At 46.0% G+C, this 21,880-nt stretch carries 18 protein-coding genes; all 18 read right to left on the reverse strand.

Features of this window, described 5'->3' with window-relative positions; genetic code table 11:
* Positions 1-365: 365 nt before the first annotated feature.
* The 18 genes from E5983_RS00005 to miaA all read right to left on the reverse strand — a co-directional run bounded on the left by E5983_RS00005 (position 366) and on the right by miaA (position 21,668).
* The gene (locus tag E5983_RS00005; protein WP_160331892.1) at positions 366-1,700 is read right to left on the reverse strand and encodes an MATE family efflux transporter; all 1,335 of its coding nucleotides are present in this window, start codon (positions 1,698-1,700) and stop codon (positions 366-368) included.
* A 155-nt stretch (positions 1,701-1,855) separates the two neighbouring features.
* Complete coding sequence (gene guaC, locus E5983_RS00010; protein ID WP_160331893.1) at positions 1,856-2,839, reverse strand: GMP reductase; 984 nt, start codon at positions 2,837-2,839, stop codon at positions 1,856-1,858.
* 462 nt (positions 2,840-3,301) lie between these two features.
* Positions 3,302-4,672 carry a H2O-forming NADH oxidase gene (gene nox, locus E5983_RS00015; RefSeq protein WP_160331894.1) on the reverse strand — a complete coding sequence of 457 codons (1,371 nt, stop codon included), beginning with the start codon at positions 4,670-4,672 and terminating at the stop codon, positions 3,302-3,304.
* Positions 4,673-4,780: 108 nt separating this feature from the next.
* Entirely contained in the window at positions 4,781-7,876 is a 3,096-nt protein-coding gene (locus E5983_RS00020) for an AAA family ATPase (protein WP_160331895.1), read from the reverse strand.
* Entirely contained in the window at positions 7,873-9,033 is a 1,161-nt protein-coding gene (locus tag E5983_RS00025; protein ID WP_160331896.1) for an exonuclease SbcCD subunit D, read from the reverse strand. The genes E5983_RS00020 and E5983_RS00025 overlap by 4 nt, the downstream gene beginning before the upstream one ends.
* Before the next feature lie 80 nt (positions 9,034-9,113).
* Positions 9,114-10,448: a branched-chain amino acid transport system II carrier protein gene (brnQ, locus tag E5983_RS00030; protein ID WP_160331897.1), complete on the reverse strand. Its 1,335-nt coding sequence runs from the start codon at positions 10,446-10,448 to the stop codon at positions 9,114-9,116.
* Positions 10,449-10,530: 82 nt separating this feature from the next.
* The gene (locus tag E5983_RS00035) at positions 10,531-11,427 is read right to left on the reverse strand and encodes an alpha/beta hydrolase family protein (protein ID WP_160331898.1); all 897 of its coding nucleotides are present in this window, start codon (positions 11,425-11,427) and stop codon (positions 10,531-10,533) included.
* 20 nt (positions 11,428-11,447) lie between these two features.
* Positions 11,448-12,257 (reverse strand): ZIP family metal transporter, encoded by an 810-nt coding sequence (locus E5983_RS00040; protein WP_160331899.1) that lies wholly within the window; start codon positions 12,255-12,257, stop codon positions 11,448-11,450.
* A 10-nt stretch (positions 12,258-12,267) separates the two neighbouring features.
* Entirely contained in the window at positions 12,268-13,062 is a 795-nt protein-coding gene (locus E5983_RS00045) for a Nif3-like dinuclear metal center hexameric protein (protein WP_160331900.1), read from the reverse strand.
* Positions 13,052-13,729, reverse strand: coding sequence for a tRNA (adenine(22)-N(1))-methyltransferase (locus E5983_RS00050; protein ID WP_160331901.1), 678 nt, complete (start codon positions 13,727-13,729; stop codon positions 13,052-13,054). The genes E5983_RS00045 and E5983_RS00050 overlap by 11 nt, the downstream gene beginning before the upstream one ends.
* Positions 13,730-14,371 carry an endonuclease III gene (nth, locus tag E5983_RS00055; protein WP_160331902.1) on the reverse strand — a complete coding sequence of 214 codons (642 nt, stop codon included), beginning with the start codon at positions 14,369-14,371 and terminating at the stop codon, positions 13,730-13,732.
* Entirely contained in the window at positions 14,368-15,048 is a 681-nt protein-coding gene (locus E5983_RS00060; protein WP_160331903.1) for a DnaD domain-containing protein, read from the reverse strand. Before E5983_RS00060 ends, nth begins: the two co-directional genes overlap by 4 nt.
* A 98-nt stretch (positions 15,049-15,146) precedes the next feature.
* The gene (locus E5983_RS00065; protein ID WP_160331904.1) at positions 15,147-15,659 is read right to left on the reverse strand and encodes an adenine phosphoribosyltransferase; all 513 of its coding nucleotides are present in this window, start codon (positions 15,657-15,659) and stop codon (positions 15,147-15,149) included.
* A gap of 87 nt (positions 15,660-15,746) precedes the next feature.
* Entirely contained in the window at positions 15,747-17,981 is a 2,235-nt protein-coding gene (recJ, locus tag E5983_RS00070; protein ID WP_160331905.1) for a single-stranded-DNA-specific exonuclease RecJ, read from the reverse strand.
* 14 nt (positions 17,982-17,995) lie between these two features.
* Positions 17,996-18,925, reverse strand: a complete 930-nt coding sequence (gene rnz / locus E5983_RS00075) for a ribonuclease Z (protein ID WP_160331906.1) — start codon at positions 18,923-18,925, stop codon at positions 17,996-17,998.
* The gene (locus tag E5983_RS00080; protein WP_160331907.1) at positions 18,907-19,560 is read right to left on the reverse strand and encodes a cystathionine beta-lyase; all 654 of its coding nucleotides are present in this window, start codon (positions 19,558-19,560) and stop codon (positions 18,907-18,909) included. The genes rnz and E5983_RS00080 overlap by 19 nt, the downstream gene beginning before the upstream one ends.
* Positions 19,553-20,791 (reverse strand): GTPase HflX, encoded by a 1,239-nt coding sequence (gene hflX, locus E5983_RS00085; RefSeq protein WP_160331908.1) that lies wholly within the window; start codon positions 20,789-20,791, stop codon positions 19,553-19,555. The genes E5983_RS00080 and hflX overlap by 8 nt, the downstream gene beginning before the upstream one ends.
* The gene (gene miaA, locus E5983_RS00090) at positions 20,784-21,668 is read right to left on the reverse strand and encodes a tRNA (adenosine(37)-N6)-dimethylallyltransferase MiaA (protein ID WP_160331909.1); all 885 of its coding nucleotides are present in this window, start codon (positions 21,666-21,668) and stop codon (positions 20,784-20,786) included. The genes hflX and miaA overlap by 8 nt, the downstream gene beginning before the upstream one ends.
* Positions 21,669-21,880: the final 212 nt, after the last annotated feature.

Genomic DNA, 21,880 nt, shown 5'->3' on the forward strand with positions numbered 1-21,880 from the left:
TAGTTGATTTCCCAATTGTGACAGTTTTTCTAGAAGTCGTTCATCGTCGGAAAATAATAGCATGATAGTACCTCGTTCATCTTAGTAGTTCTATTATCTCATAAAATTTAGGGAGTGAAAATAAAGAAAAGCAGGTATTTCTACTGTAGTGGAACCGTCAGCAGTTAGAAACAACTGCTAGATGGCGGAGATTTTGAGACCTTGGCTCAAAATTTAGTGATGAGACTCCGAAGGAGACTGCTCACGTCCGCACTACCAAATAGGAATACCTACTTATTTGAAATAAGGCGACAATAAGTATGAGTTTTTAGAGGTGCCCTTAAAAACGACAGTCGCACAACTATCGTTTTTAAGTATCCTTAGGGCTAGCGTTTTTGAACTGAGGCCATCCGCCAAGGTAAGAGGAAGGCACAGGCCCATAATCCGATATTTAAGCCAATCCAGTAAGCATCCGGCCCCAACTGAAATCCACGATCCAAGAGATACCCCAAAGGAAGGGCAATCCCCCAATAACTAATGAGCCCGATGACAAAGGGATAACTTGTATCCTTATAACCTCGTAAAATACCTTGAACAGGGGATACCAAGGCATCTGCAAATTGGAAAAAGAGGGCATAGACCAAAAAATTACTCGTTAAGCGGATAAATTCTGGATCCTTGCCATAAAGAGCTGCCACTTGATCACGGAAAACATAGAGGAAAGTCAGGGTTACTCCCGCAAAGAGAATCGCAATCAGCCGTCCAATCCGACTGTAGGCCAGCACATCGGACTGCCGCTTCCCTCCTCTTTCATAAGAAATAATAATGGCCATAGTCATGGAAATACTAAGCGGAAAAGCATACATCAAACTCGAAAAATTCATGGCCGCCTGGTGACTAGCAATCACCTCGGAAGAAAAACGAGCCATAAAGAAACCAACCGTTGCAAATATGGCGGATTCAACAAAAACAGCCCCTCCAATCGGCAATCCCAGTAACCAATCTTCTTTGAAGGCTGGCAAGTAGAGGCCTTGAGGTTTCAAAATACCATAAGTTTTAACTTGGGGATGCCAGAGTATGACTCCTACAACTACCATCAGCAAGGCCCAGTAAGCAAGAGAAGTCCCAAAACCTGCCCCTGCTCCTCCCAATTCCGGAAGGGGCCCTAAGCCATAGATTAACAAATAATTAAAAAAGGCATTAAAGGGTAACAGCAATAACATCAGATACATAGACAATTTAGTCAATCCTAAGGCATCAAAAAATGACCGGAAAACACTAAACAAGAGCAAGGGCAAAATTCCTAGCAACATGAAGTGAAGATAGTCTTTACCCACTTGCAAGACCTCTGCCTGTAAGCCTAAACTTTCCAATAAAAGCGGAGCTCCAAAACCAATCATGACTAAGAAAAAAAGGGCTAAAATCAAAGACAGATAGATAAACTGCCAGACATCTCTCACAACCTTCTCTTCCTGTCCCTGTCCCAGGTGATGGCCAATGATTGGCACTAAGGCCGAGATAATCCCTGTCACCAGTGTAAAGAGCGGATGCCAAATACTGGTAGCCATGGCCACTCCCGCTAAATCTAAGGTCCCATACTGGCCCGTCATCATGGTATCGACAAACGAGGCTGAAAAATTAGCCATCTGATAGACTAAAATCGGCAAAAAGATTTGGAAAAAGACCTTCACTTTTTCAACATTCGAATCGGTTGGACGCAAAACGCCACCTCCATTTCAATAGGCTTACACGGATCACCAAAATCCGAACTCTCGCAGGATTTAACGTTCAATGAGTATAGGTATACCAAAAGAGAACTGTTGAGAATAGCTGGTTCAAAGGAAAACCAAGTCCAGTCGGACTTGGTTTTCCTTTCTTACAAACTGTCACCATTCCAAATGGAATTTTTAACAATCACATAATCAACCTTACGAAGGCTTTCAAGATCACGACCACCTGCGTAGGAAATCGAACTTTGAAGGTCTTCCTGCATTTCTTTTAGGGTTGCAAAGATGGATCCTTTAGCCGGAAGAAGAATTTTCTTCCCTTCAACATTTTTGTAGTCGCCTTTTTGGAACTGGGAAGCAGATCCATAATATTCCTTAAAGACTTGGCCATCTTCTTCGATTAACTGACCTGGACTTTCAGTATGGCCAGCAAAGAGGGAACCGATCATCACCATGCTCGCACCAAAACGAATCGATTTGGCAACATCCCCATGGGTCCGAATTCCACCATCTGCGATAATTGGTTTTCGAGCTGCTTTGGCACACCAGCGGAGAGCAGCTAACTGCCAGCCTCCTGTTCCAAAACCGGTTTTTACCTTGGTAATGCAGACCTTACCTGGTCCGATCCCAACCTTGGTTGCGTCTGCTCCTGCGTTTTCCAATTCACGAACAGCTTCTGGTGTTCCAACATTTCCTGCGATAACAAAGGTTTCAGGTAATTCTTTTTTGATGTGTTGAATCATCTTAATGACACTGTCGGCATGACCGTGAGCAATGTCAATGGTGATGTAATCTGGGACATTATCCTTGAGTTGGCTGACAAAATCATGCTCATAGTCTTTTACCCCCACAGAAATCGAGGAGATCAGACCCTGCTCCTTCATTTTTTGAATAAAGGGAATACGGGCTGCTTCATCAAAACGATGCATAATATAGAAATAACCTTCACGCGCCAACTTCTCCGCCAACTCCTCATCGACAATCGTCTGCATATTGGCTGGCACAACTGGTAGCTTAAAGCTATGCTTGCCAAAAGTGACCTGAGTATCTGCCTGCGAGCGGCTAGAGATAATACACTTATTCGGAATTAATTGAATATCTTCGTAATCAAAAATGGGAAATTCATTCAACATGACTGCACCTCAAAAAATATTTGCCAATCAAGGCTAGACATGGACAAGACCTAAAAACCGACCTTTCCAGAAATAGTATACAGAATTGTCCGAAAATTGTCAATAGAAAGTCATTGACAAGATAAGAAAGTTCGTTTTTCGAAATTTTCAAAGCAAATTGAAAAGGGAGTGGGACAGAACTAATTTTTTTCAAAATTAGTTCGTAGTCCTACCCCCGCAAGGTTGATTAGGTCGGGTTCGGAGTCCTCTCGGCGAGTCAGGAATTGACTCGCTGAGCCTATGATATGGACGAACATGAAATGTTCGCTATCAAGCGAACGATTGGAGTTTGCTTCGCAAACAAGATTTGGTACTCTCTAACAGCATACAATGCTGTTAGACCCAATCAACTACTGCGTCAAAGTATTTTGCTAATCATAAAGAGAGAGGCTAGACTTTTGTCCCAGCCTCTTTTCCAAAGGCTTATTTCTCAGCTAAGAGAGCAGCCATTGTAATGTAGTTATACGGTTTGTTGAAGTGTGGCAAGAAGAAGATATCAGTCAAGGCCAACTTATCAATCGATACATGTTCTTGAATCGCCAAGGAGAACATATGGATTCCCATTGACATATCTTCTTTAGAGGCCATTTGGGCTCCAAGAATCACACGCGATTCACGATCGTAAACAATCTTAAGGACAACTTCGTGATTGTCATGTTTGATAAATTCTGGTTTTTGAAGGTCGCTAAAGCCTGTTTCAACAGCATCAAAACCAGCAGCTTTTGCTTTTTCCAAAGTCAAACCAGTTGAAACCATCTTCAAGTCATAGATAGAGATACCGTTTGAACCTTGCACACCAATTCCTTCTAGTTCATGGCCAGTTGCATTGAAGGCACCAACGATACCGGAACGAACAGCATTGGATGCAAGAGCGATGTAGCTTGGTTTACCAAGAGAGTTATCAAAGATGGTTGCACAGTCTCCAACTGCGTAAACACCTGGAATGCTGGTTTCTTGTTTCTTATCAACAAGGAAGGCACCATTCTTATAGAGCTCAATTTTACCAGCACCAAGTTCTGTATTTGGACGGAAACCAACAGCCAAGATTACCATATCGACATCGAAGGTTTCTTTGTCTGTAACAATGCGCTCAACCTTACCGTCGCCTTCAACAGCCTGAACAGTTTGTCCATAAGCCAAACGGATACCATGATCTTCCAAGTTCTTGTTCATCATGTCGGAAAGCTCACGATCATAGTAACCATTGAGTGAGGTTTCAGCGATATCAATCAAGACCACTTCTTTACCAACACGTTCGAAGGCTTCCGCTAATTCCACACCAATATAACCAGCACCAACAACAGCAACCCGTTTGATGTCTTTGTTTTCTAGACGTTCAATAACTTCCGCAGAGTTTTGGTAAAGTTTTACAAATTGAAGGTTTTCAAGAGTGGCTTTAAATTCACGGCTTCCTTCAACCAACTCAACCCCTTTGATAGGTGGGATGATTGGTTGAGATCCAGTTGCGAAGATCAATTTTTCGTAAGATTCTACATGCTCTTTGCCATCAACCAGAGCGGTCACTTCTTTTTTGTCATAATCGACAGACAAAACTGGAGATTCCATGTAGATGCGAGCACCCTTAGATTCCAAGGTTTCTTTATTGGAATAGAAGAGACCTTCTGGACCATCAATTTGTTTTCCAATCCAAAGCGCCATTCCACATCCGAGGAAGGAAATATTGGAGTTTTGGTCAAAAACAACAACTTCGTTTTCGTCACCGAAATTGTCTAGCATTGTATTAATACAGGCTGTACCAGCGTGGTTAGCACCAATGACAACAATTTTACTCATAGTTCGAGTCCTACCTTTAATTTATTTCAAGTTCAGTATACCACAATCTGGCAGCGTTTCCAAACGTTATCCTAGAGGATTGGAAAAAATTATGAAAAATTTCAGAGATTAGAGCGAGACCTGCTTTAAAGAGCTCCGACCAGAGCCCTGCTTTTCCACCAAGATCTGTTTGGAGATCCCTTGTTTCATCACCTCCACATGGGAAATCAAACCGATCATTCGACCACTACGGCCCAGGCTCTCCAAAACATCGAGTGCCACCAACAGGGTTTCCTGATCCAGACTTCCGAACCCTTCATCAATAAAGAGAGCTTCTAGTTCGATGCCTCCCTTACTTTCCTGAATGACATCAGAGGTTGCCAGAGCCAAGGCCATACTAGCCAAAAAACTTTCTCCTCCAGAGAGTGTGGAGACCGGTCGTAATTGCCCCACTTCCTGGTCCAAAACGTCCAGTTCTAAGCCGGAAAGACTACGACCGGATGTTTTTTGAGCATTCAATACAAATTGATAGCGCCCTTGTGAGAAATCTTGGTAATAGCGCTCGTTGGCCACTTCGACAATTTGATTGAAAAAATGCTGCAAAACATAACCTCTAATATCTAACCGACTCTCAGTCTGACCTGCTAGAACCTGTACCAATTGATCCAACTGTTCATACAGCAACTGGCTTTCAAGTTGATTTTCAGTTAGGGCTGTCAACTGTTGCTCAACCGTTAGGGCATGGTCAATCCGGCTCACGATGAGAATCAGAGCCTCCTGCTCCAAGCTTAAATCCGACTGCAATTGAGCTAAGCGAGCTTCCTGCTCCTGCGGATTGTCCAATGAAAGATTTGGTGGTTCCTGGCTTTGGAGCCGATTAAGTTCATGCTGGATTTCCTGGAGGCGACCTTCAAATTGAGTAATTTTTTGCCGCAATTGTCCACGCAAAGGGACTTCTTGGAGGATGTCTAGAAAGGCCGCCAGTTCCACTTGTGGCAAGAAATCTTCTTGCAGCTTAAGCAAGGCTGATCGATTCTTGGCCTGTGCTTCTTGATGAGACTGGAGCATTTCTGCATACTGTTCTTGTCTGGTTTCAAAAGCCTGTCTATGAGCCGTTAGCTGCAGTTCTAGCTGCGCTAGCCTTGCTTTGGCAGTTTGATACTGCTTCAACCGCTCCTGCTCGTTTTTTAAAGCGACTTCAACTTCTTGGATTGTTTGAGTGCCAATCTGCATTTCCAATTTTTCTAGAGCTCGGGAGTTCTCTTGGATTTGTTGGCCTGTGTGGTCCATTCGCAAGCTGATTTCCTGAAGGTTGAGCAAGCGCTGATTTTGGCGGAGCAAGGCTGTTTCTTTTTCCTGCCGCAGATTTTCTACCTGCTTAAGCTGACTTTCCAAGCTGGTTTGGTAGGCTTGAAGAGCCTGCGCAAGACCTGTGAGATCAATCTGATCCGTCTCTAAATCAGTAGCAAAGTCGCTCAAGGCTGTTTGATAAACTGCCTGCAGCTCTTCTAACCGGCTCAAGACCTGGGCAGATTGCTGCTCCAGTTTTGTTTGGCTCTCCCCTAAATGGGCTAGCTGTGCTTTCTGCCCATAATAAGCCAGTTCTGCCTGCACATAGTCGGCTTCCATCCCTGCAGCTGACGTCTGAGGTAGCTCGGTCACCTGATTGTGACACACCAGGCAGGGCTCATTCAAATGGGTTTGACCGCGAACCAAGTCCACAGCGTAGGCCAAGCGTTGGTGCTGAAAGGCGTGGTGGTCGCTAGACTGGGGCAGGTTCTCCAATTGGAGCTGGACTTCCTCGAGCTGGGACTGGAGCTGAGCCAGTTCGGCTTCTTGTGCCTTGATCCTCTGATCCTGCTGAAGGAGTTGATGGTGGCGCTGCTGATAGTCCACCAATTGATTCCAGCTCACCGGTTTCTGGCTAAGTGACTGTAGACCGGTTTCTAATTGTGCTACCGCTTCCTGACTGGCCTCCAGTTCCTGTTGCAAGGCCAGTTGCTGGTCTTGCAACTGCCCCAGCTCATCCTGTTTGCTGGCCAGGAGCTGGCTTAATTGCTGCCGATCCAGAAGTTTTTGGTAAGCGCCCTCCAGCTCTGCGATTTGCCTTCTGAGCTCCTCTTCATCTTCCTTTCCCAGACCTGCTTGCTCCATCACATAAGTCTGGTTTAAGGCCTCCAATTCCTGCTGGTCTTGCTCCAATTGCGTTGCTCGGCGGCTTAATGCCGCTTCTTGCTGGTCTAATTGCTGCTGCCGATCCAGCAGAATTTGTCCCCCTTCAAGATTATCCAATAAAGCTAGATGAGCCTTATCCACCTCATAGGTGGGGTAAGCGGTCTCGACTTGTTTAAACTCTGCTTGAGTGCGGGCCAGGGCTTGCTCCCAGTCCTGCCGTTGCTTACAAGCCGCCAATTTCTCAGCGAGCTCCTGAACCTGCGCTTCCAAGTTCAAGACCTTCCTTTCACCGTGCTTTTTTTCCTGTTCAAAGGTTTGAAGGGCCTCTGTCATAGCCTCCTGGATTTGCGCTGATCCCAAAAGAGCTAGATCTTCTCCCACCACACTGCGGGCCAACAAGATCATTTCCAAGTCTCTGGCCTCCATCTGTTGGCGGTCTTGCTTACGTTTTTCTTTTAATTGTTCAATTAAAAATTGATAGGAATCCACATCAAAAAGCGTTTGGAGGATTTCCTCCTTCTCCTTGGAATTAGCCAACAAAAAGCGCTTAAAATTGTGTTGAGGCAAGAGCAGGATCCGTTGAAACTGATCCTTATTCAGATGAAGCAGGTCTTCGATGGCCTGGGTCACTTCCCCGATCTTGGTATAGCTGGGACCAACCAGCTGGCCGTCCACGATTTCCGAAAAGAGATGCTGGTCGCGAAAGAGACTGTTAAAGGACCGTTCAGGATCCCAAGCCACTCGCTTAGGGGTCCAGGATCTCTCTACACGGTAGGTCTTGCCCCGATGGCTAAAATCCAGTATAACACTGGACGGCTCCTTAGCACTAAAAGAAGCAAACTCACTGCGTAAGTCAATAAAACGTTTATCGCCAATCTTAAACTGGGCATTATTGTAATACAGCGCTGTCACCAGTAAATCAAAGATTGTTGTTTTACCCGATCCCGTATCTCCTGAAATTAAAAACAGGCTATCGGCATAATCGCGAAAATCCAAATCTAGTTGCGCGTGGGGGCCAATATTTCTAGCTTGTAAACGAATCGGTTTCATGCTTCCTCCCTACTCTCTAACAGACTGTCCTCCAACCAGTTCCGTTGTTGGACTGTCAGCTCCTGGCCGGTTTGTTCCTGAAAAAATTGCTGAATCAGCTCCAGCGGAGACTCCAACCGTTCCTGGGTCAAGACTCGCCTGTTGTGAGGTCTACTAGCCTCTTCGATCCGGATATCGAGAATATCCGAATAATAAGTCATCAAGGTATCCCTTAAATTTCGCACCTCTTGGGGTTTGGCTGTTAGGCGAATACTGTAATAGGCTGGACCCTCTGCCTGGATTTTAGCCACAAAATCTTGCTGTGTGATGTCTGCATAGCTGCCACTAATGAGACGAATATCTTTGGAAATGGGAAGGGGCTGAAAGTTGATTTCCAAATCATTCTCATCCCAGTCTAAAAGAAGGACTCCCTTCTCCTGCCAATGCTCATCGACCGCAAATTTCAAAAGAGAACCGGAATAGCGAATCTGCTCGCTAGGACTGGACAAGTGCGAATGGAGATGGCCCAAGGCCACATAGGAAAAGCTGGCAAAAAGGCTAGCTGGCAAATGATTAAGCCCTCCGATTTCTGATTTTCCCTCACTGATCAGCTGGTAGTTTTCATTGCCCTGGCCAGCCACATAAAAATGACTGATCAAAATGGGCTTTTTACCAGGTTTGATTAGGGCCTCCATGTCCTTAACCAGGCGTTCCATAGCCTGACTGATGGTCTCCATTTGGCCTTTATCCTCTTCGGTAATCCCATAAAAACGCCGGGCATCGCTGGGGTGAAAAAAGGGTAGCAGAAAAATTTGAAAGTCCCCAAAGTCAATCGGTTCCAAGGCTTGTTCAATTTGGGTCGCCAGATAAAGCTGGCCCTGCTTCATCCAGCGGGTTCCAAACTGGAGACGGTTGGCACCATCATGGTTGCCAGAAACAATAAACAGGGGAAGACCTAGCTCTACATTTAATTCGTAAAGCATCTGATCCAGGGCCTTGGTTGCCGAAACTGGTGGGGTGGAAACATCAAAAAGATCGCCTGCTAAAAAAAGCGCATCTACCTTTTCCTCTTTGGCTAGTTTTTTAAGAGCTTGGAAGGCTGACCACTGCTCCTCCAGGAGAGAGTAACCATGTAGTTTCCGCCCGATATGCCAATCCGCTGTATGTAAAAATTTCATTCCAATCCTCCCAACTAGGTTCTTCTAAGAATAACAAAAAAAGTCAAGGCAAACAAATGTCTACCTTGACGAATTTCAGATTATTCTGTTTCCATTTCAAAAGCATCCGCTTTTTGTTTATCTGGAAGCACAAAGGCTAGAAGTAACCCCACAAGTGCTGGAGTTGTCCAAGCCATAGAGGCTGCTGCAAATGGAAGACTTTGAACCAGACTGCTAAGAGCTGTGATTCCAAGACTGGATCCCAAAACTTCTGCTAGCGAAACCAAGGTTACCAAACCGATGGTTGCCTGCATACCACGTTTTGAAAGTGGGACAAATTTGTTTACAATCACAATCAAAACAAGGGCGATGGTGATTGGATAAAGAATCATCAAGACCGGTACTGAGAAGGTGATGATGGTGTTCAAACCAAGGTTAGCAATTCCAAAACCGATGAGGGTAAAGGCTGTTGCGTAAGCCTTGTAGGAGAATTGTGGGAAACGAGAGTTGAAGAACTCACTCGTCGCCACAATCAAACCAACAGTTGTTGTAAAGCAGGTCATCGTAATCATGAAGGCTAGGAAGAGTTGTCCGACTGAACCAAAGACCTGTTGGGTTGCATTGGTAAGGACATACACACCTTTGTTAATGTCAGGATTAGCGATCACATCTGCTGGTACTGGAAAGGAATTTCCCAACTTAGCAAGTCCGACATACAAGGCGCTGAAGGCCAAGGCTACTACCAAGCCAACAATCCAGATGGTTGTGATGTATTCTTTTTTATTGGCAAAGCCCAATTGCTTCAAAGTTTGCACTGCAACCACACTGAAGGCTACCGAAGCCAAGGCATCCAAGGTGTTGTAACCTTCTAGGAAACCTGTTCCAAAAGCGGCTGTTGCATAACCATCAATGGCTGCCTGTGGAGCTTGACTAAAACTTGCAAGTCCTAGGATGATCAAAAGGACGATAGAAATGGCAAAAATTGGTGTTAGGATTCGACCAACGGAATCTAGAATTTTAGAGGGATTCAAAGAGATTAGATAAGCTGCTCCAAAATACAACACTGTAAAAATCAACAGAGCGAGGCTCGTATTAAATCCGTTGAGTAGAGGTTCAATCCCGACGCTGAAAGCTGTTGTAGCAGTCCGAGGAATTGCAAAGAATGGTCCGATTGCTAGGTAGAGAGCTACCAGATAGACAGTCGCAAAGACTGGTGAAATTTTCTTAGAAATTTCATAAACATATCCTTTAGGGTTTAGGGTTCCAATAATTAGCGTTAGAACCGCCAAACCAACTCCCGAGACAACAAAACCAAAGATTGCGGGCCAGAAATTTTGTCCAGATAGAACTCCGAGTGTTGGTGGGAAAATCAAGTTACCCGCACCAAAGAAGATACCGAACAAAAGCAGCCCCGTTAAAGCACCTTTTTTTACCATAAACTTCTCCTTTTCTAAATATGACCCCTATTATATATGACTTTCACCGCTTTGACAAGAGTTTTCAGAAATTTTAATCAATTTATTTTCCATCTTGATTTTCTTGGAGAAATTTGAGAATGGGATAACGAACGTTCGGGAAATAGTCTCCCGAAAAATCATGACCGGCTCCGTCAATAATCTGAACTTGGCCATTTTGGAGATAAGGCCGAGCTTTTTCACTATAGGAAAAAGGGACGATTTCATCCTGGTTGCCATGGAGAATCAGGACTGGACCCGGATACTTGGCTAATTCACTGTAGATGTGAATTGGCCAGACATCCAGGAGATAATTGGAACTAATTTCCATGTCAAAATGGTCAAAAATCTTGCTCTGCTCAGGAATTTGGTCTAGGGAATCATAGATTTGATGGGGAAGTTCACTAATCACAAAGGCTGGGTACATGAGCAGGAGGTTTTTCACCTTGGCCGGTTCTTGACTAGCGACCAGGCTAGCCACCAAACCACCTTGACTAATCCCAAAAAAACTGGTCTGATTGGGTTCAATCTCGGTCCATTCCTGGCTCATCTTCAAGACGGATTCGAGGTCTTCGACTTGACTAGTGATGGTTAATTCTTTGGCATTACTGGTACTTTGACTCCTGGGGCCACCGTGAACAAAATCAAACAAATAAACGGCATAACCTCGGGAAGCTAGTAATTCGGCATAGACCCGACCTTGCCGGTAGGAACCATTAAAACCGTGGGCAAAAATTATTAAGGGAACCTTATTTTTGCTAGCAGGAATGTATATTTGCCCTTTTAGTTTGCGGACACCATCCTGAATGTCTCTGTCTTCAATCCGGTAATCGGTTTTGGGCAGGGTGATGGCAACAGCTTCCTGCTTTTTTTGATCAATCTCGGGAGCCTGAGTTGTCCCCGCCCAAACGAGGCTGAAGCCAATCACGATTAGGCTTAGGACTAAGCCAATTTTCTTCACACTCAACCTCCTTTCTTTTTTTACCCTAAGGCAACGTCTAAAATCATCATCAAAACAAAGCCAATCATAAGCCCCAGGGTTGCTTGGTCGGTGTGGCCATTATTTTGGGAATCAGGGATTAGTTCCTCGACAACGACAAAAATCATGGCGCCGGCTGCAAAGGATAGGGCGTAAGGCAACAGGGAGGTCATGGCTAAAACGGCTAGGGCTCCTAACAAGGCTCCCAGCGGCTCAACCAAGGCTGAGTTAGCTCCCCAAACAAAGGCAGACCAGCGAGACCGGCCCTCTGTTCGTAGGGGAACGGCCAGAGCTGCCCCTTCGGGAATGTTCTGCAAGCCAATTCCTAACGCCAAGCCCAAAGCAGAGATCAGAGCCGCACTATTGCCATCTTGAATAGCCCCAAAAGCCACTCCAACCGCCAAACCTTCTGGAATGTTATGGATGGTGATGGCTGAAAAAAGGAGGGCAGTTCGGGACAGGTGCTTTTTAGGTTGTAGGCCTTCGACTTCTGTCTGGGTCAAATGGAGGTGGGGGATAATCATGTCCACTAAACGAAGAAAAAAACCACCCGCCAAAAAGCCAATAGCTACTGGCAACCAACTCAGCTTCCCATAGCTTGGTTCCGCAAATTCGAGAGCTGGTGACAGTAGCGACCAAAAGGAAGCTGCAATCATAACTCCCGCCGCAAAGCCCATGGTGGTGTCCAGGGCCTTACGATTAACCTCTTTGAAGAAAAAAACAACAGAAGCCCCTAAGGCCGTACAAAACCAGGTGAAGAGACCGGCTCCAAAGGCCAACCAAACGACAGATTGTTGTGTCAACCACTCCATAGACTACCTCCTAGAGATGATAGAAGGGATTGGTTGATACACGGCTGCCCAAAATATCTAGCGCCCAGCCTTCTTCCTGCTTCCACTTCTCTAATAACATGGTCAAGCCTTGAATGAAAATCACCTCGATGTAGTGGCCTGGATCAATGGCACGCAAGCCTTGTGATAGGAAGTCTTGGGCCGTATGGTAATAAATATCTCCAGTAATCAGGACGTCAGCTCCCTTGGCTAGAGCATCTGAAGCAAAGGATTGCCCACTACCTCCGCAAATGGCAATGCGTTTCACGGGTTCTGTTAGGTAACCTGGATATTCGACTAGGCGAACGCTATCTAAATGGAAGGTTTCCTTAACCTTGAGGGCCAACTCTTGGAAGTCCATGGGTTCAATCTCTCCAATCCGACCGATTCCCTGATTGGGACCTGTTTCATGAAGAGGCTGGGTGTTCTTGATTCCAAGCAGGTCACAGAACCAGTCATTGAGTCCCCCTTCGACCACATCAATATTGGTATGGGACACATAGACCGCAATATCCGCCTTGATCAAGTCCACGTAAATACCGTTCATCCCCTGATCATAGACCAGGTTCTTAATTGGGCGGAAAATCGGCGCGTGTTTGACAATCAGTAAATCCACCTGATTGGCAATGGCCTCTTCGACCGTCTGTTCACGAATGTCCAAGGTCACCATTACCCGCTGGACTTCCTTGTCCAGAGACCCAATTTGTAGGCCCACCTGGTCCCCCTCGAGGGATAATTCCGGTGGACAAAAAGCTTCATAACGTTCGATTACATCTCTAACTTTCATCTAGTACCTCTCTAATCATAGCTAATTTCAAAGCCAACTCTTCTCTTTCCGCGACATGCTCTGGAGGGATTTTTGTCAACAAGGCTGCCAATTTATCCGCCTCCTTGGCCCATTTTTTCCGAAAGACCACTGATTTTTCCTGTAACAGAAAGGGCCCGAAGGTTCGTTCTGACAAGCTTAAGCCCATCTGCCCCGGTTGGGCTACTACTATTTCATAGATTTTCCCAGCCTCCTCCAGGATAGCCTCAGCAGTCACCTGATAATCATGGGTCTCTAACCAAGCGCGTAATTCATGTTCGCGATTGTTTGGTTGAAGGATCAGGGTCTGAACGCCCTGAAGCCGGTCTGGATCAGCATCCAAAATGGAGGCAATCAGTCTCCCTCCCATACCGGCAATCACAACCTCATCAACGCTATCTTCAGGCGACAAGGCTTTTAAACCAGAAGCCAGACGTACCTGAATCTGCTGACTGAGACCTTCTTTTTGAACATTTTGACAAGCCGATTGGTAGGGACCTTCCACCACTTCACCGGCAATGGCAGCGGCAATGCGACCACTTTTCATCAAAGCAATCGGTAGATAGGCGTGGTCGCTACCAACATCTAACAGGGTAACTCCAGGGCTGACAAAACCAGCCACTGTCTCTAAACGTTTGGATAAGGACATTTATTTCTCCAGATTTTTATAATAAAAACAATGAGCCTGAACCGGGCAAGTCTCACATTTGGGTTTGCGGGCTGTACAGTGATAACGGCCGAAAAATATGAGCCGGTGATGGGTCGCAATCCAGTCTTTTTTAGGGATTTTAGCCATCAGGTCTTTTTCAATCTGCTCAACACTGGCATCCTGGGCTGAAATGTTCAAGCGTTTGGCAATCCGGCTTACATGGGTATCGACGGCAATGGCCGGAATTTGATAAATTTCCGCCAAAACCACATTGGCAGTTTTGCGCCCGACACCTGGCAAGGATTCCAATTCTTTATGGGTTTTGGGCACTTGACCCTCAAAACGCTCTAAAATTTCCTGGGCTGTTCGAATAATATTTTTAGCCTTGGATTTGTAAAGCCCAATGTGACGGATGGTCTCCTCCACTTCAGGTAGAGGGGCATTGGCTAAATCTTCAATTTCTGGATACTTGGCCCAGAGTCCCGGGGTAATCTTGTTAACGGATTTATCGGTAGCTTGGGCTGATAAAATAACGGCTACCAATAATTGAAAAGGAGTCTCATAGGTCAGCTCACCGTGAGCATTCGGAAACATATCGGCAATAATGTCCAAAATGCGTTTTAACTTCACACGTCCAATCATTCTTCTATCCTCCATAAATTGACATTGTTTTTAAATTCATCACTGGCCTTGATTTGACGCGTTTTTTTCAATTCCCACTCATCCCGCCGACGCTGAATCTGCTCCTTGGTCTGGATTCCCTCTTGGACCCAGCTGCGAACAATGGCTTGCCAGTAACGCCATCTGGTTTTCCCATTAAGAAGGGCTTCCCGAACAGCCTCTTGAATCAAGACCAGGGGAACCTCCTGTGTCAATTTCTGCAAGTCCTCGATTTCGATGGAGCTCAACATCCGGCCGTAGTTTTCCTCAAAAAATTTCAGCAACTCTTGAAATTCTTTTTGACCTACAGCTTCTGAATCCTCGTCTAGATTCCGCTCTGCCAATTGATCCAAACGCTGAAACAGGGGACTGGCATCAATATAAAAACCAACCTTCCCATCCTCTTTACTGGTATCCTGGTATTGGACGGAACCCGTGGAAATCAGATTGTTGAGAATCCGATTAATGGTTTCTGCACTCATCCCGGTCCGCTTGCTGAGGCGATCAATGGAAATACTGCTACTCTTGCTCGAGTTTTCCAAGTAGAGTAGTTGCCAAACCAAAAATTCTTCAGGGGATGAAAATAATTGGCTGATATTCTCAAATAAAAAAGCTGGTAAAACAATTTGTCCCATTTGATAGTGTTGATAAAATCCCATACTCCTCCTCTATCTACGCTTCTTGGATACTCTCTATTATACTCTATTTCTGCGAGGACGAAAAAATCTTCTTGAAGTTTCCTTCAAGAAGATTCTGATTAATAGTGCATGAGAACCTTGTAGTCGTAGTCACCGATGGCTTGACGACCATTGAGATCGTCCAATTCAATTAAAAAGGCACACCCTGCAACAATCCCACCTAAGCGTTCAATCATCTCGATGGTTGCCTTAACAGTTCCACCTGTTGCTAATAAATCATCAACAATCAGCACCCGTTGTCCTGGTTTGATAGAGTCTGCATGCATGGTTAGGGTATCTAAACCATACTCTTTTTCATAGTCAGCAGAAATCACTTCACGCGGTAATTTACCTGGCTTACGGACAGGAGCAAAACCAATTCCCAATTCATAGGCAACTGGACAACCCACAATAAATCCACGAGCCTCAGGACCTACAATCATATCAATCTTCTTATCTGTCGCGTATTGAACAATTTCACGTACTGCGTAAGAATAGGCATTCCCATCAGCCATCAAAGGACTGATATCCCGGAAGGTAACCCCTTCTTGCGGATAATTTTCAATCGTTGCAATATAATCTTTTAAGTTCATAATCGACTTTCTATCAAAATGTTTTACAATTTATTCTACCATAATTAGAACGGAATAGCTAGGAGGACCCCACACCTAACTCGAAGCTTAGTCCTCCAAGGGAAACTGGGACAAGTATTCATAGATGTCTTCTACGGGGTCTAGAGCCATTTTTTCCTGGAAACGAGCCAAGATTTTCAGTTCTTGATAAATCTTGCTGTCTTCGATAGAACGTTTTGTTGCGGCTGGATTTTCCTTTAACACCCCATCTTCAATAGTCACAAACTCCAATTCTTGGAAAATTTGTAACATCTTGATCAGTAACGGCCGCTGGATTTTTAAATAAAGGGCTAGATCATTCAACTTATAACGGACATCGAATTCAGGAACCTGACGAATGGTCTTGTAAAGCAAGGCAAACTGCTCTCTACTACCAACTCCAGTTAAATAGAAAGCTTCCTTGATACTATTTTTAAAATAGAGGACTTGCGGCTGACGCTCTTGAATAAAACGAGCCAAGGCTTCCACCGATTCTGGTAACTGGTCGACCACATAGGCTCTAGCTTCTGGAACATTAGCTGGAAATTCTTCTGTAAATTCCAAAACCGGAACAGAATCCGGCAGAGAAATCTTTCCAGACCGAATGTTGTAGAGCTGCATGCCTTCAATTCGGGCATCCACGATCATCAATTGCAGGCTGGTTTGACCATTCCATTTGTTGACCGCTAGGGTTACCAGCAGCTCCAGTTGCTTGGCCTGTGAAAATTCCAAGCTAAGGTTGCCATAACCAAAACCAACAACCTCAAATTCCGCCTGCCCTTGTAAAATTTTCAGTTTTAGATGAGCGTTTCCCTGACCCATGCTGCGAGCTGATTCAACTTGAAAATCTGAAATATAAAAGACAGGCTGACGATTATCCATCCCAAAAGGAGCCAATTGTTGAAACTGTTCCAAGGTTTTGAGGCTAAGACTCTGCAAATCCAGAATCTCATCCACCTGATAAGCAGGCTTCTTGCCAGAGATTTCTCCTTGCTGGTCCATATAGTTTTCTAAGACTGCCTTTAGGGCTGGGATCTGCTCTAACTCCAGGGTCATCCCCGCAGCCCCCGCATGCCCCCCAAAGGCGACAAAAAGATCCCGGTGTGGATCTAAGGCTTCAAAGAGGTGGACACTTTCTGGACTCCGAGCGGAACCCTTGGCTTTCTGACCATCACTGCTCAACACAATAATGGGTTGACCGGTCTCTTCTAACAGACGACCAGCCACAATCCCCAAAACTCCAGGATTCCAGCCCTCTTGTACCAAAACCTGGGCCTTGGCTTCAGGATCCAACTGGGACCGCGCCTCTTCATAGATCGCTTGAACCAGTTCCTTGCGTTCTGTGTTTTTAGCGTCGATCATGCGAGCCAGGTCATGGGCTAACTCATCATCAAAACCAGTCAAGAGCTCCAAGGCTGGGTTGGGGTCATCCAAACGGCCCAGAGCATTCAAACGCGGAGCCAGCTGGAAACCAACGGTCTCTTCATTGGCTTCGTCTAGTTTTAGCGAAGCCACCCGGGCTAGTTCTTGCAGGCCGATGCGTTGGGTTTGTTTGAGGATTTTCAGACCCTGAGCTACCAGAATCCGGTTCTCACCGACCAAGGGAACCATATCGGCAATGGTCCCGATTGCCACCAAATCAAGGAAATCCTGGACCACATCGCCGACCAGGGCACAGGCCAGCTTAAAGGCAACCCCCACACCTGCTAAATGTGGGAAGGGATAGGGATCATCCGGTAATTCTGGATGAATAATGGCATAGGCAGGAGGCAGCACCTCTGGCAAGGCATGATGGTCGGTTACAATCACATCCACCCCTTGCTGGGCCGCATACTCCAAGGCCTCATGGCCAGCCACTCCATTATCGACCGTGATAATTAAGGAAATCCCCTGGTTTTCGATGAAGTACTTATAGACACTTTTGTTGGGGCCATAGCCATCCGTAAAGCGGTTGGGGAGGTAGACTTGAACTTCCGCCCCCATTTCCTCGAGAACTTCCTTCATAATCGAAGCACTGGTCATTCCATCGGCATCATAATCGCCATAGACCAGGATCGCCTCTCCCCTTTGGATGGCAGCCTCAATCCGAGCGACCGCCTTTTCCATATCTTGAAAAAGAAAAGGATCGGCCAAGTCCTCTAAAGATGGCTGTAAAAAAGCTTCAAGGTCTTCCTTGCTGTGAACCCCACGCCGGAACAAAAGATCCGCCACAGACTCTTCCAAACCAAATGTTTTAGCCACCGCCATAAAGTCCTGGTCTTCTACCTTGGGCTGAAATTGCCAATCGTATTTTGCTTCAATCATCTGAATCCTCTAGTTTACAATGGAATTTCTTCCAAATCTTTGACAACATGAACATTTGGGAAGATGCTAGCGGCATCATCCCGCATCCGGCTAATATCTTTGGCCAAAAAGCGTGGGCTAATGTGGTTGAGCAAGAGCTGTTTAGCTCCGGCTTCCTTGGCCACTTTGGCCGCATCCATATTGGTCGAATGACCATGGTTGCGAGCCAGTTTTTCATCACCCTTGCCATAGGTCGCTTCATGCACCAAGACATTGGCTCCTACGCCTAAACGGACACTGGCATTTGTCTTCCGAGTATCTCCGAGGATGGTAATGACCTTCCCGGGACGAGGGGGTGAAAGGTAGTCCTTGGCTTGGATGAGGCGGCCGTCTGGCAGGGTAATATCTTCCCCTTTTTTAATTTTTCCAAATAAAGGTCCAAACGGAACACCGACCTCCTTCAAGGCTTCCGCATCCAAAGTTCCTTCTAAATCTTTCTGGATTACCCGGTAACCAACGCAGAAAATACTGTGGTCGAGGGCTTCAGCATAGACCTTAAATTGATCGGTCTCCATGATCAAGCCCAGCTTATCCGAATCAAATTCATGAAAATGAATGCGGTAGGGCAGGCGAGAGCCAGACAAGCGGAGGCTGTTAAGCACAAAATTACGAATACCTACAGGACCATAAATGTCTAGATTGGTCTGCTCTTCATTGGCTTGAAAGGCCCGACTGGACAAAAAGCCCGGCAGGCCAAAAATATGGTCCCCATGCAGGTGGGTAATAAAAATTTTGCTGACCTTACGGGGGCGAATGCTGGTATGCAGAATTTGATTCTGGGTGCCTTCACCACAGTCAAATAGCCAGACTTCATTGATTTCATCTAAAAGTTTCAAGGCGAGACTCGAAACATTGCGCGCCTTTGAGGGCTGACCGGCACTAGTCCCTAAAAATTGTAATTCCATGCTTCCTCCTCTATCACTACTGCAAGCTGACGTTCCTTGGAGCCATACCAGAGGAGGGTCTCAACTTCCTGTTTTGCTAATTCTTGAATTAAATCTTCTTGACTGTAAGAAACCCATTTCTGGCTTCCATCTTGTAACAACAAACGATCGGTGAGCGGGCTCATAGCCTCTTGATTCTCTAGCTCTGCTGCTTCATAGGGACGTAAAATCAGTCGACCCTGGTAAGTCGCAACCAGATGGTCTGGAAAGATCATGGCGATCTCCCACAGTAAATCCGGAGTTACTGGCTCTGCCACCTGGGCAAAAACCTGTCCCAAGCCACTCGCATCCAGCAGGGCTAGACCATAGGCTTTACCAGACAGATTCAAACGGATAAAGGGCTTGACTTCCTCAAAAGAAGGATCTGCTTGGAACAGTTCAAAAGCCTGACTTATTTCCAACAGGTAGTCCATCGCTGCCTGGGGCCCTTTTTTCTGATACAGTTCCGCAAAATAGGCATTTAAGACACTGGGCGGAGGCGTAATCCAGGCTAGCATTTCTTGGGGGCTTTTGCCCCTTAAAACTTGTTCCAGATACTTGCGATCCAAGGCGGTATAGCCGCCCAGAGCGATCGCCCGATCAATCCATTCATTCATAAAAGGTTTCTAATCTCCATTTATTTTTTGCTGCAATCCAACCCGTAACAGTTAGCCCCTCCTGGTCATAGTCCAGTTGATCTATCAAGGCCAAGGCTTCTAATTCATGCAGGCGGTATTGCTTGGCCAAGGATAGGTGGAGCTCAAAGGGTTCCCAGAGTTCCTTTAGGCCTTCAATAATGATGGCTTTTAAATCTTCTTTAGCAGAAGGAGCATGGGCTGAAAACTGCCGAGACGGGTTAAGGGTGGGAACAAAATGGTCGACCCTGTCCAACTTATTATAAAGGGTCAGACGTGGAATCTGGTCCATTTCCAATTCCTGAATAAGGGCTAATACCGTTTCTTCCTCCTGCTCATGGTAGGGATCACTGGCATCGATGACATGCAGCAACAAATCCACATGCCGACTCTCCTCCAGGGTGGACTTAAAGCTGGCCACCAACTCAGTTGGTAGGTCTTGGATAAACCCAACAGTATCTGTCAGAGTTGCCGCTAGGTTTTGATCCAGATGAATTTTCTTGGTTGTCGCATCTAGGGTCGCAAAAAGTTCATCGGCCTCATACTGGGGAGTCTCCCCTAATAAATTCAGAATGGTCGATTTCCCGGCATTGGTATAGCCAATCAGTCCAATTTGCAAATCGGGACTGGCTAGGCGTTTCTCCCGAATCCGACTGCGATTCTTCTCAACGGCCTTTAACTGCCGTTCAATATCGACAATTTGGTTGCGGACAGCCCGACGATTTAATTCCAATTGACTTTCCCCGGGTCCACGGGAGCCGATTCCTCCCCCTTGGCGGCTCAAGAGAATCCCTTGACCAACCAAGCGCGGCAACAGATACTGCAATTGGGCTAGGTGCACCTGCAGTTTGCCCTCATAGGACCGGGCCCGCAAAGCAAAGATATCTAAAATCAGCTGCATCCGGTCAATAACTTTGACGCCCCACTGACTTTCCAGATAAGTATTTTGGCGGGGTGTTAGCCGGTTATTAACCACAACACTGTCAATCTCCTCAGCCTCAATCCAATTTTTAACCTCTTGGACCTTACCACTTCCAATTAGGCTGCGAGCATCCACCCGTTCCCGTTTTTGCACGATCTCTCGGATAACTTGGGCACCAGCCGTGTGGGCTAGGCGGGCTAACTCCTCCATGGACATGAGAAAATGGTCCATTTTGGGCAGCTCGACCCCAATTAAAAGCACCCGCTCTTGTTCTTTTTTCGTATTAATCATGTAAAAATTCCTCAACGACTGCCTCAAGATCCTGTTTAAAGGTTGGGTTTGAAACGACAAAGAAGTGCGGTTCCATACGATTCCGGAACCAGGTTAATTGCCGCTTGGCAAAGCGGCGCGTGTTTTTCTTGACTGTCTCCAGGGCCGTTTCCAAACTAGCCTCCCCGGCAAAATAGGGGAACAGCTCCTTGTAGCCAATGCCACGGGCTGCCTGTGCTTGCGGATGATGGTCATAAAGCCACTTGGCCTCCTCCAGCAAGCCCTGCTCCACCATGACATCCACCCGCTGGTTAATCCGCTGGTAAAGCAACTCACGCTCGTCATCCAAGGCAATTAGGAGCGGCTCAAAATCCTGCTCCTGATTTCTTAGATCTTGCCCAAACTTCGCCAATTCCAAGGCTCGCATAGCCCGCCGACGATTGGGTTCCCGAATCTCAAGGTCCTTCTCCGCCACCAGACCATACAGGGTCTCCGTGTCCAAGGCTTCTAATTCTTGCCGATAGGCCAACAAAGCCGTCTGATCCAAGTCTCCCCCCAAGTGGTAACCTTCCAGTAGACTTTGAAGATAGAGGCCCGTCCCTCCCACTAGGATAGGAAGAGCCCCTCTAGCTCTAATTTCTTGAATCTTAGCTTGGGCTTCCTGAACAAAATCAAAAGCCGAATACCCTTGATCGACTTCTCTGACATCCAACAAATGATGGGGGACCAGGGCTTGTTCCGCTGGGCTAACCTTGGCCGTGCCAATATCTAAGCCACGGTAAACCTGTTGACTATCGCCTGAAATAATCTCCCCCTGGTATTTCGAAGCTAGCTCAATCCCCAAAGCAGACTTCCCGACCGCAGTGGGTCCCATAATAACAATTAACTTGGTTTTCATCGTTTTCCTTGAAAAATTCTTCCGTTTTCTATACCTATCATTTTAACACGATTCCTCAAAAATAAGAATAGATAAGCTAAAACAATCTTGAACGAACAAGACGAGTGCAAGGGATGTCTTCAGATCCCCCTCAAACTCCATCCCAGAATCATAACTTCAGACAATCAATGATAAAAATACGGTTTTCTCTTGAAAATTTCTCCTATTTTCTA

Origin of the sequence: Streptococcus danieliae (genome assembly GCF_009767945.1) — a bacterium.
Classification (GTDB): Bacteria; Bacillota; Bacilli; order Lactobacillales; family Streptococcaceae; genus Streptococcus; species Streptococcus danieliae.

Coding starts and splice junctions, on each gene's coding strand:
- miaA (WP_160331909.1), bottom strand. CDS start 21,668: ATGAAAACCAAGTTAATTGTTATTATGGGACCCACTGCGGTCGGGAAG.
- E5983_RS00040 (WP_160331899.1), bottom strand. CDS start 12,257: ATGGAGTGGTTGACACAACAATCTGTCGTTTGGTTGGCCTTTGGAGCC.
- guaC (WP_160331893.1), bottom strand. CDS start 2,839: ATGTTGAATGAATTTCCCATTTTTGATTACGAAGATATTCAATTAATT.
- nox (WP_160331894.1), bottom strand. CDS start 4,672: ATGAGTAAAATTGTTGTCATTGGTGCTAACCACGCTGGTACAGCCTGT.
- rnz (WP_160331906.1), bottom strand. CDS start 18,925: ATGGAATTACAATTTTTAGGGACTAGTGCCGGTCAGCCCTCAAAGGCG.
- brnQ (WP_160331897.1), bottom strand. CDS start 10,448: ATGGTAAAAAAAGGTGCTTTAACGGGGCTGCTTTTGTTCGGTATCTTC.
- recJ (WP_160331905.1), bottom strand. CDS start 17,981: ATGATTGAAGCAAAATACGATTGGCAATTTCAGCCCAAGGTAGAAGAC.
- E5983_RS00045 (WP_160331900.1), bottom strand. CDS start 13,062: ATGAAAGTTAGAGATGTAATCGAACGTTATGAAGCTTTTTGTCCACCG.
- E5983_RS00050 (WP_160331901.1), bottom strand. CDS start 13,729: ATGTCCTTATCCAAACGTTTAGAGACAGTGGCTGGTTTTGTCAGCCCT.
- E5983_RS00065 (WP_160331904.1), bottom strand. CDS start 15,659: ATGAACTTAAAAGATTATATTGCAACGATTGAAAATTATCCGCAAGAA.
- E5983_RS00025 (WP_160331896.1), bottom strand. CDS start 9,033: ATGAAATTTTTACATACAGCGGATTGGCATATCGGGCGGAAACTACAT.
- hflX (WP_160331908.1), bottom strand. CDS start 20,791: ATGATTAATACGAAAAAAGAACAAGAGCGGGTGCTTTTAATTGGGGTC.
- E5983_RS00020 (WP_160331895.1), bottom strand. CDS start 7,876: ATGAAACCGATTCGTTTACAAGCTAGAAATATTGGCCCCCACGCGCAA.
- E5983_RS00060 (WP_160331903.1), bottom strand. CDS start 15,048: ATGGGATTTTATCAACACTATCAAATGGGACAAATTGTTTTACCAGCT.
- E5983_RS00080 (WP_160331907.1), bottom strand. CDS start 19,560: ATGAATGAATGGATTGATCGGGCGATCGCTCTGGGCGGCTATACCGCC.
- nth (WP_160331902.1), bottom strand. CDS start 14,371: ATGATTGGACGTGTGAAGTTAAAACGCATTTTGGACATTATTGCCGAT.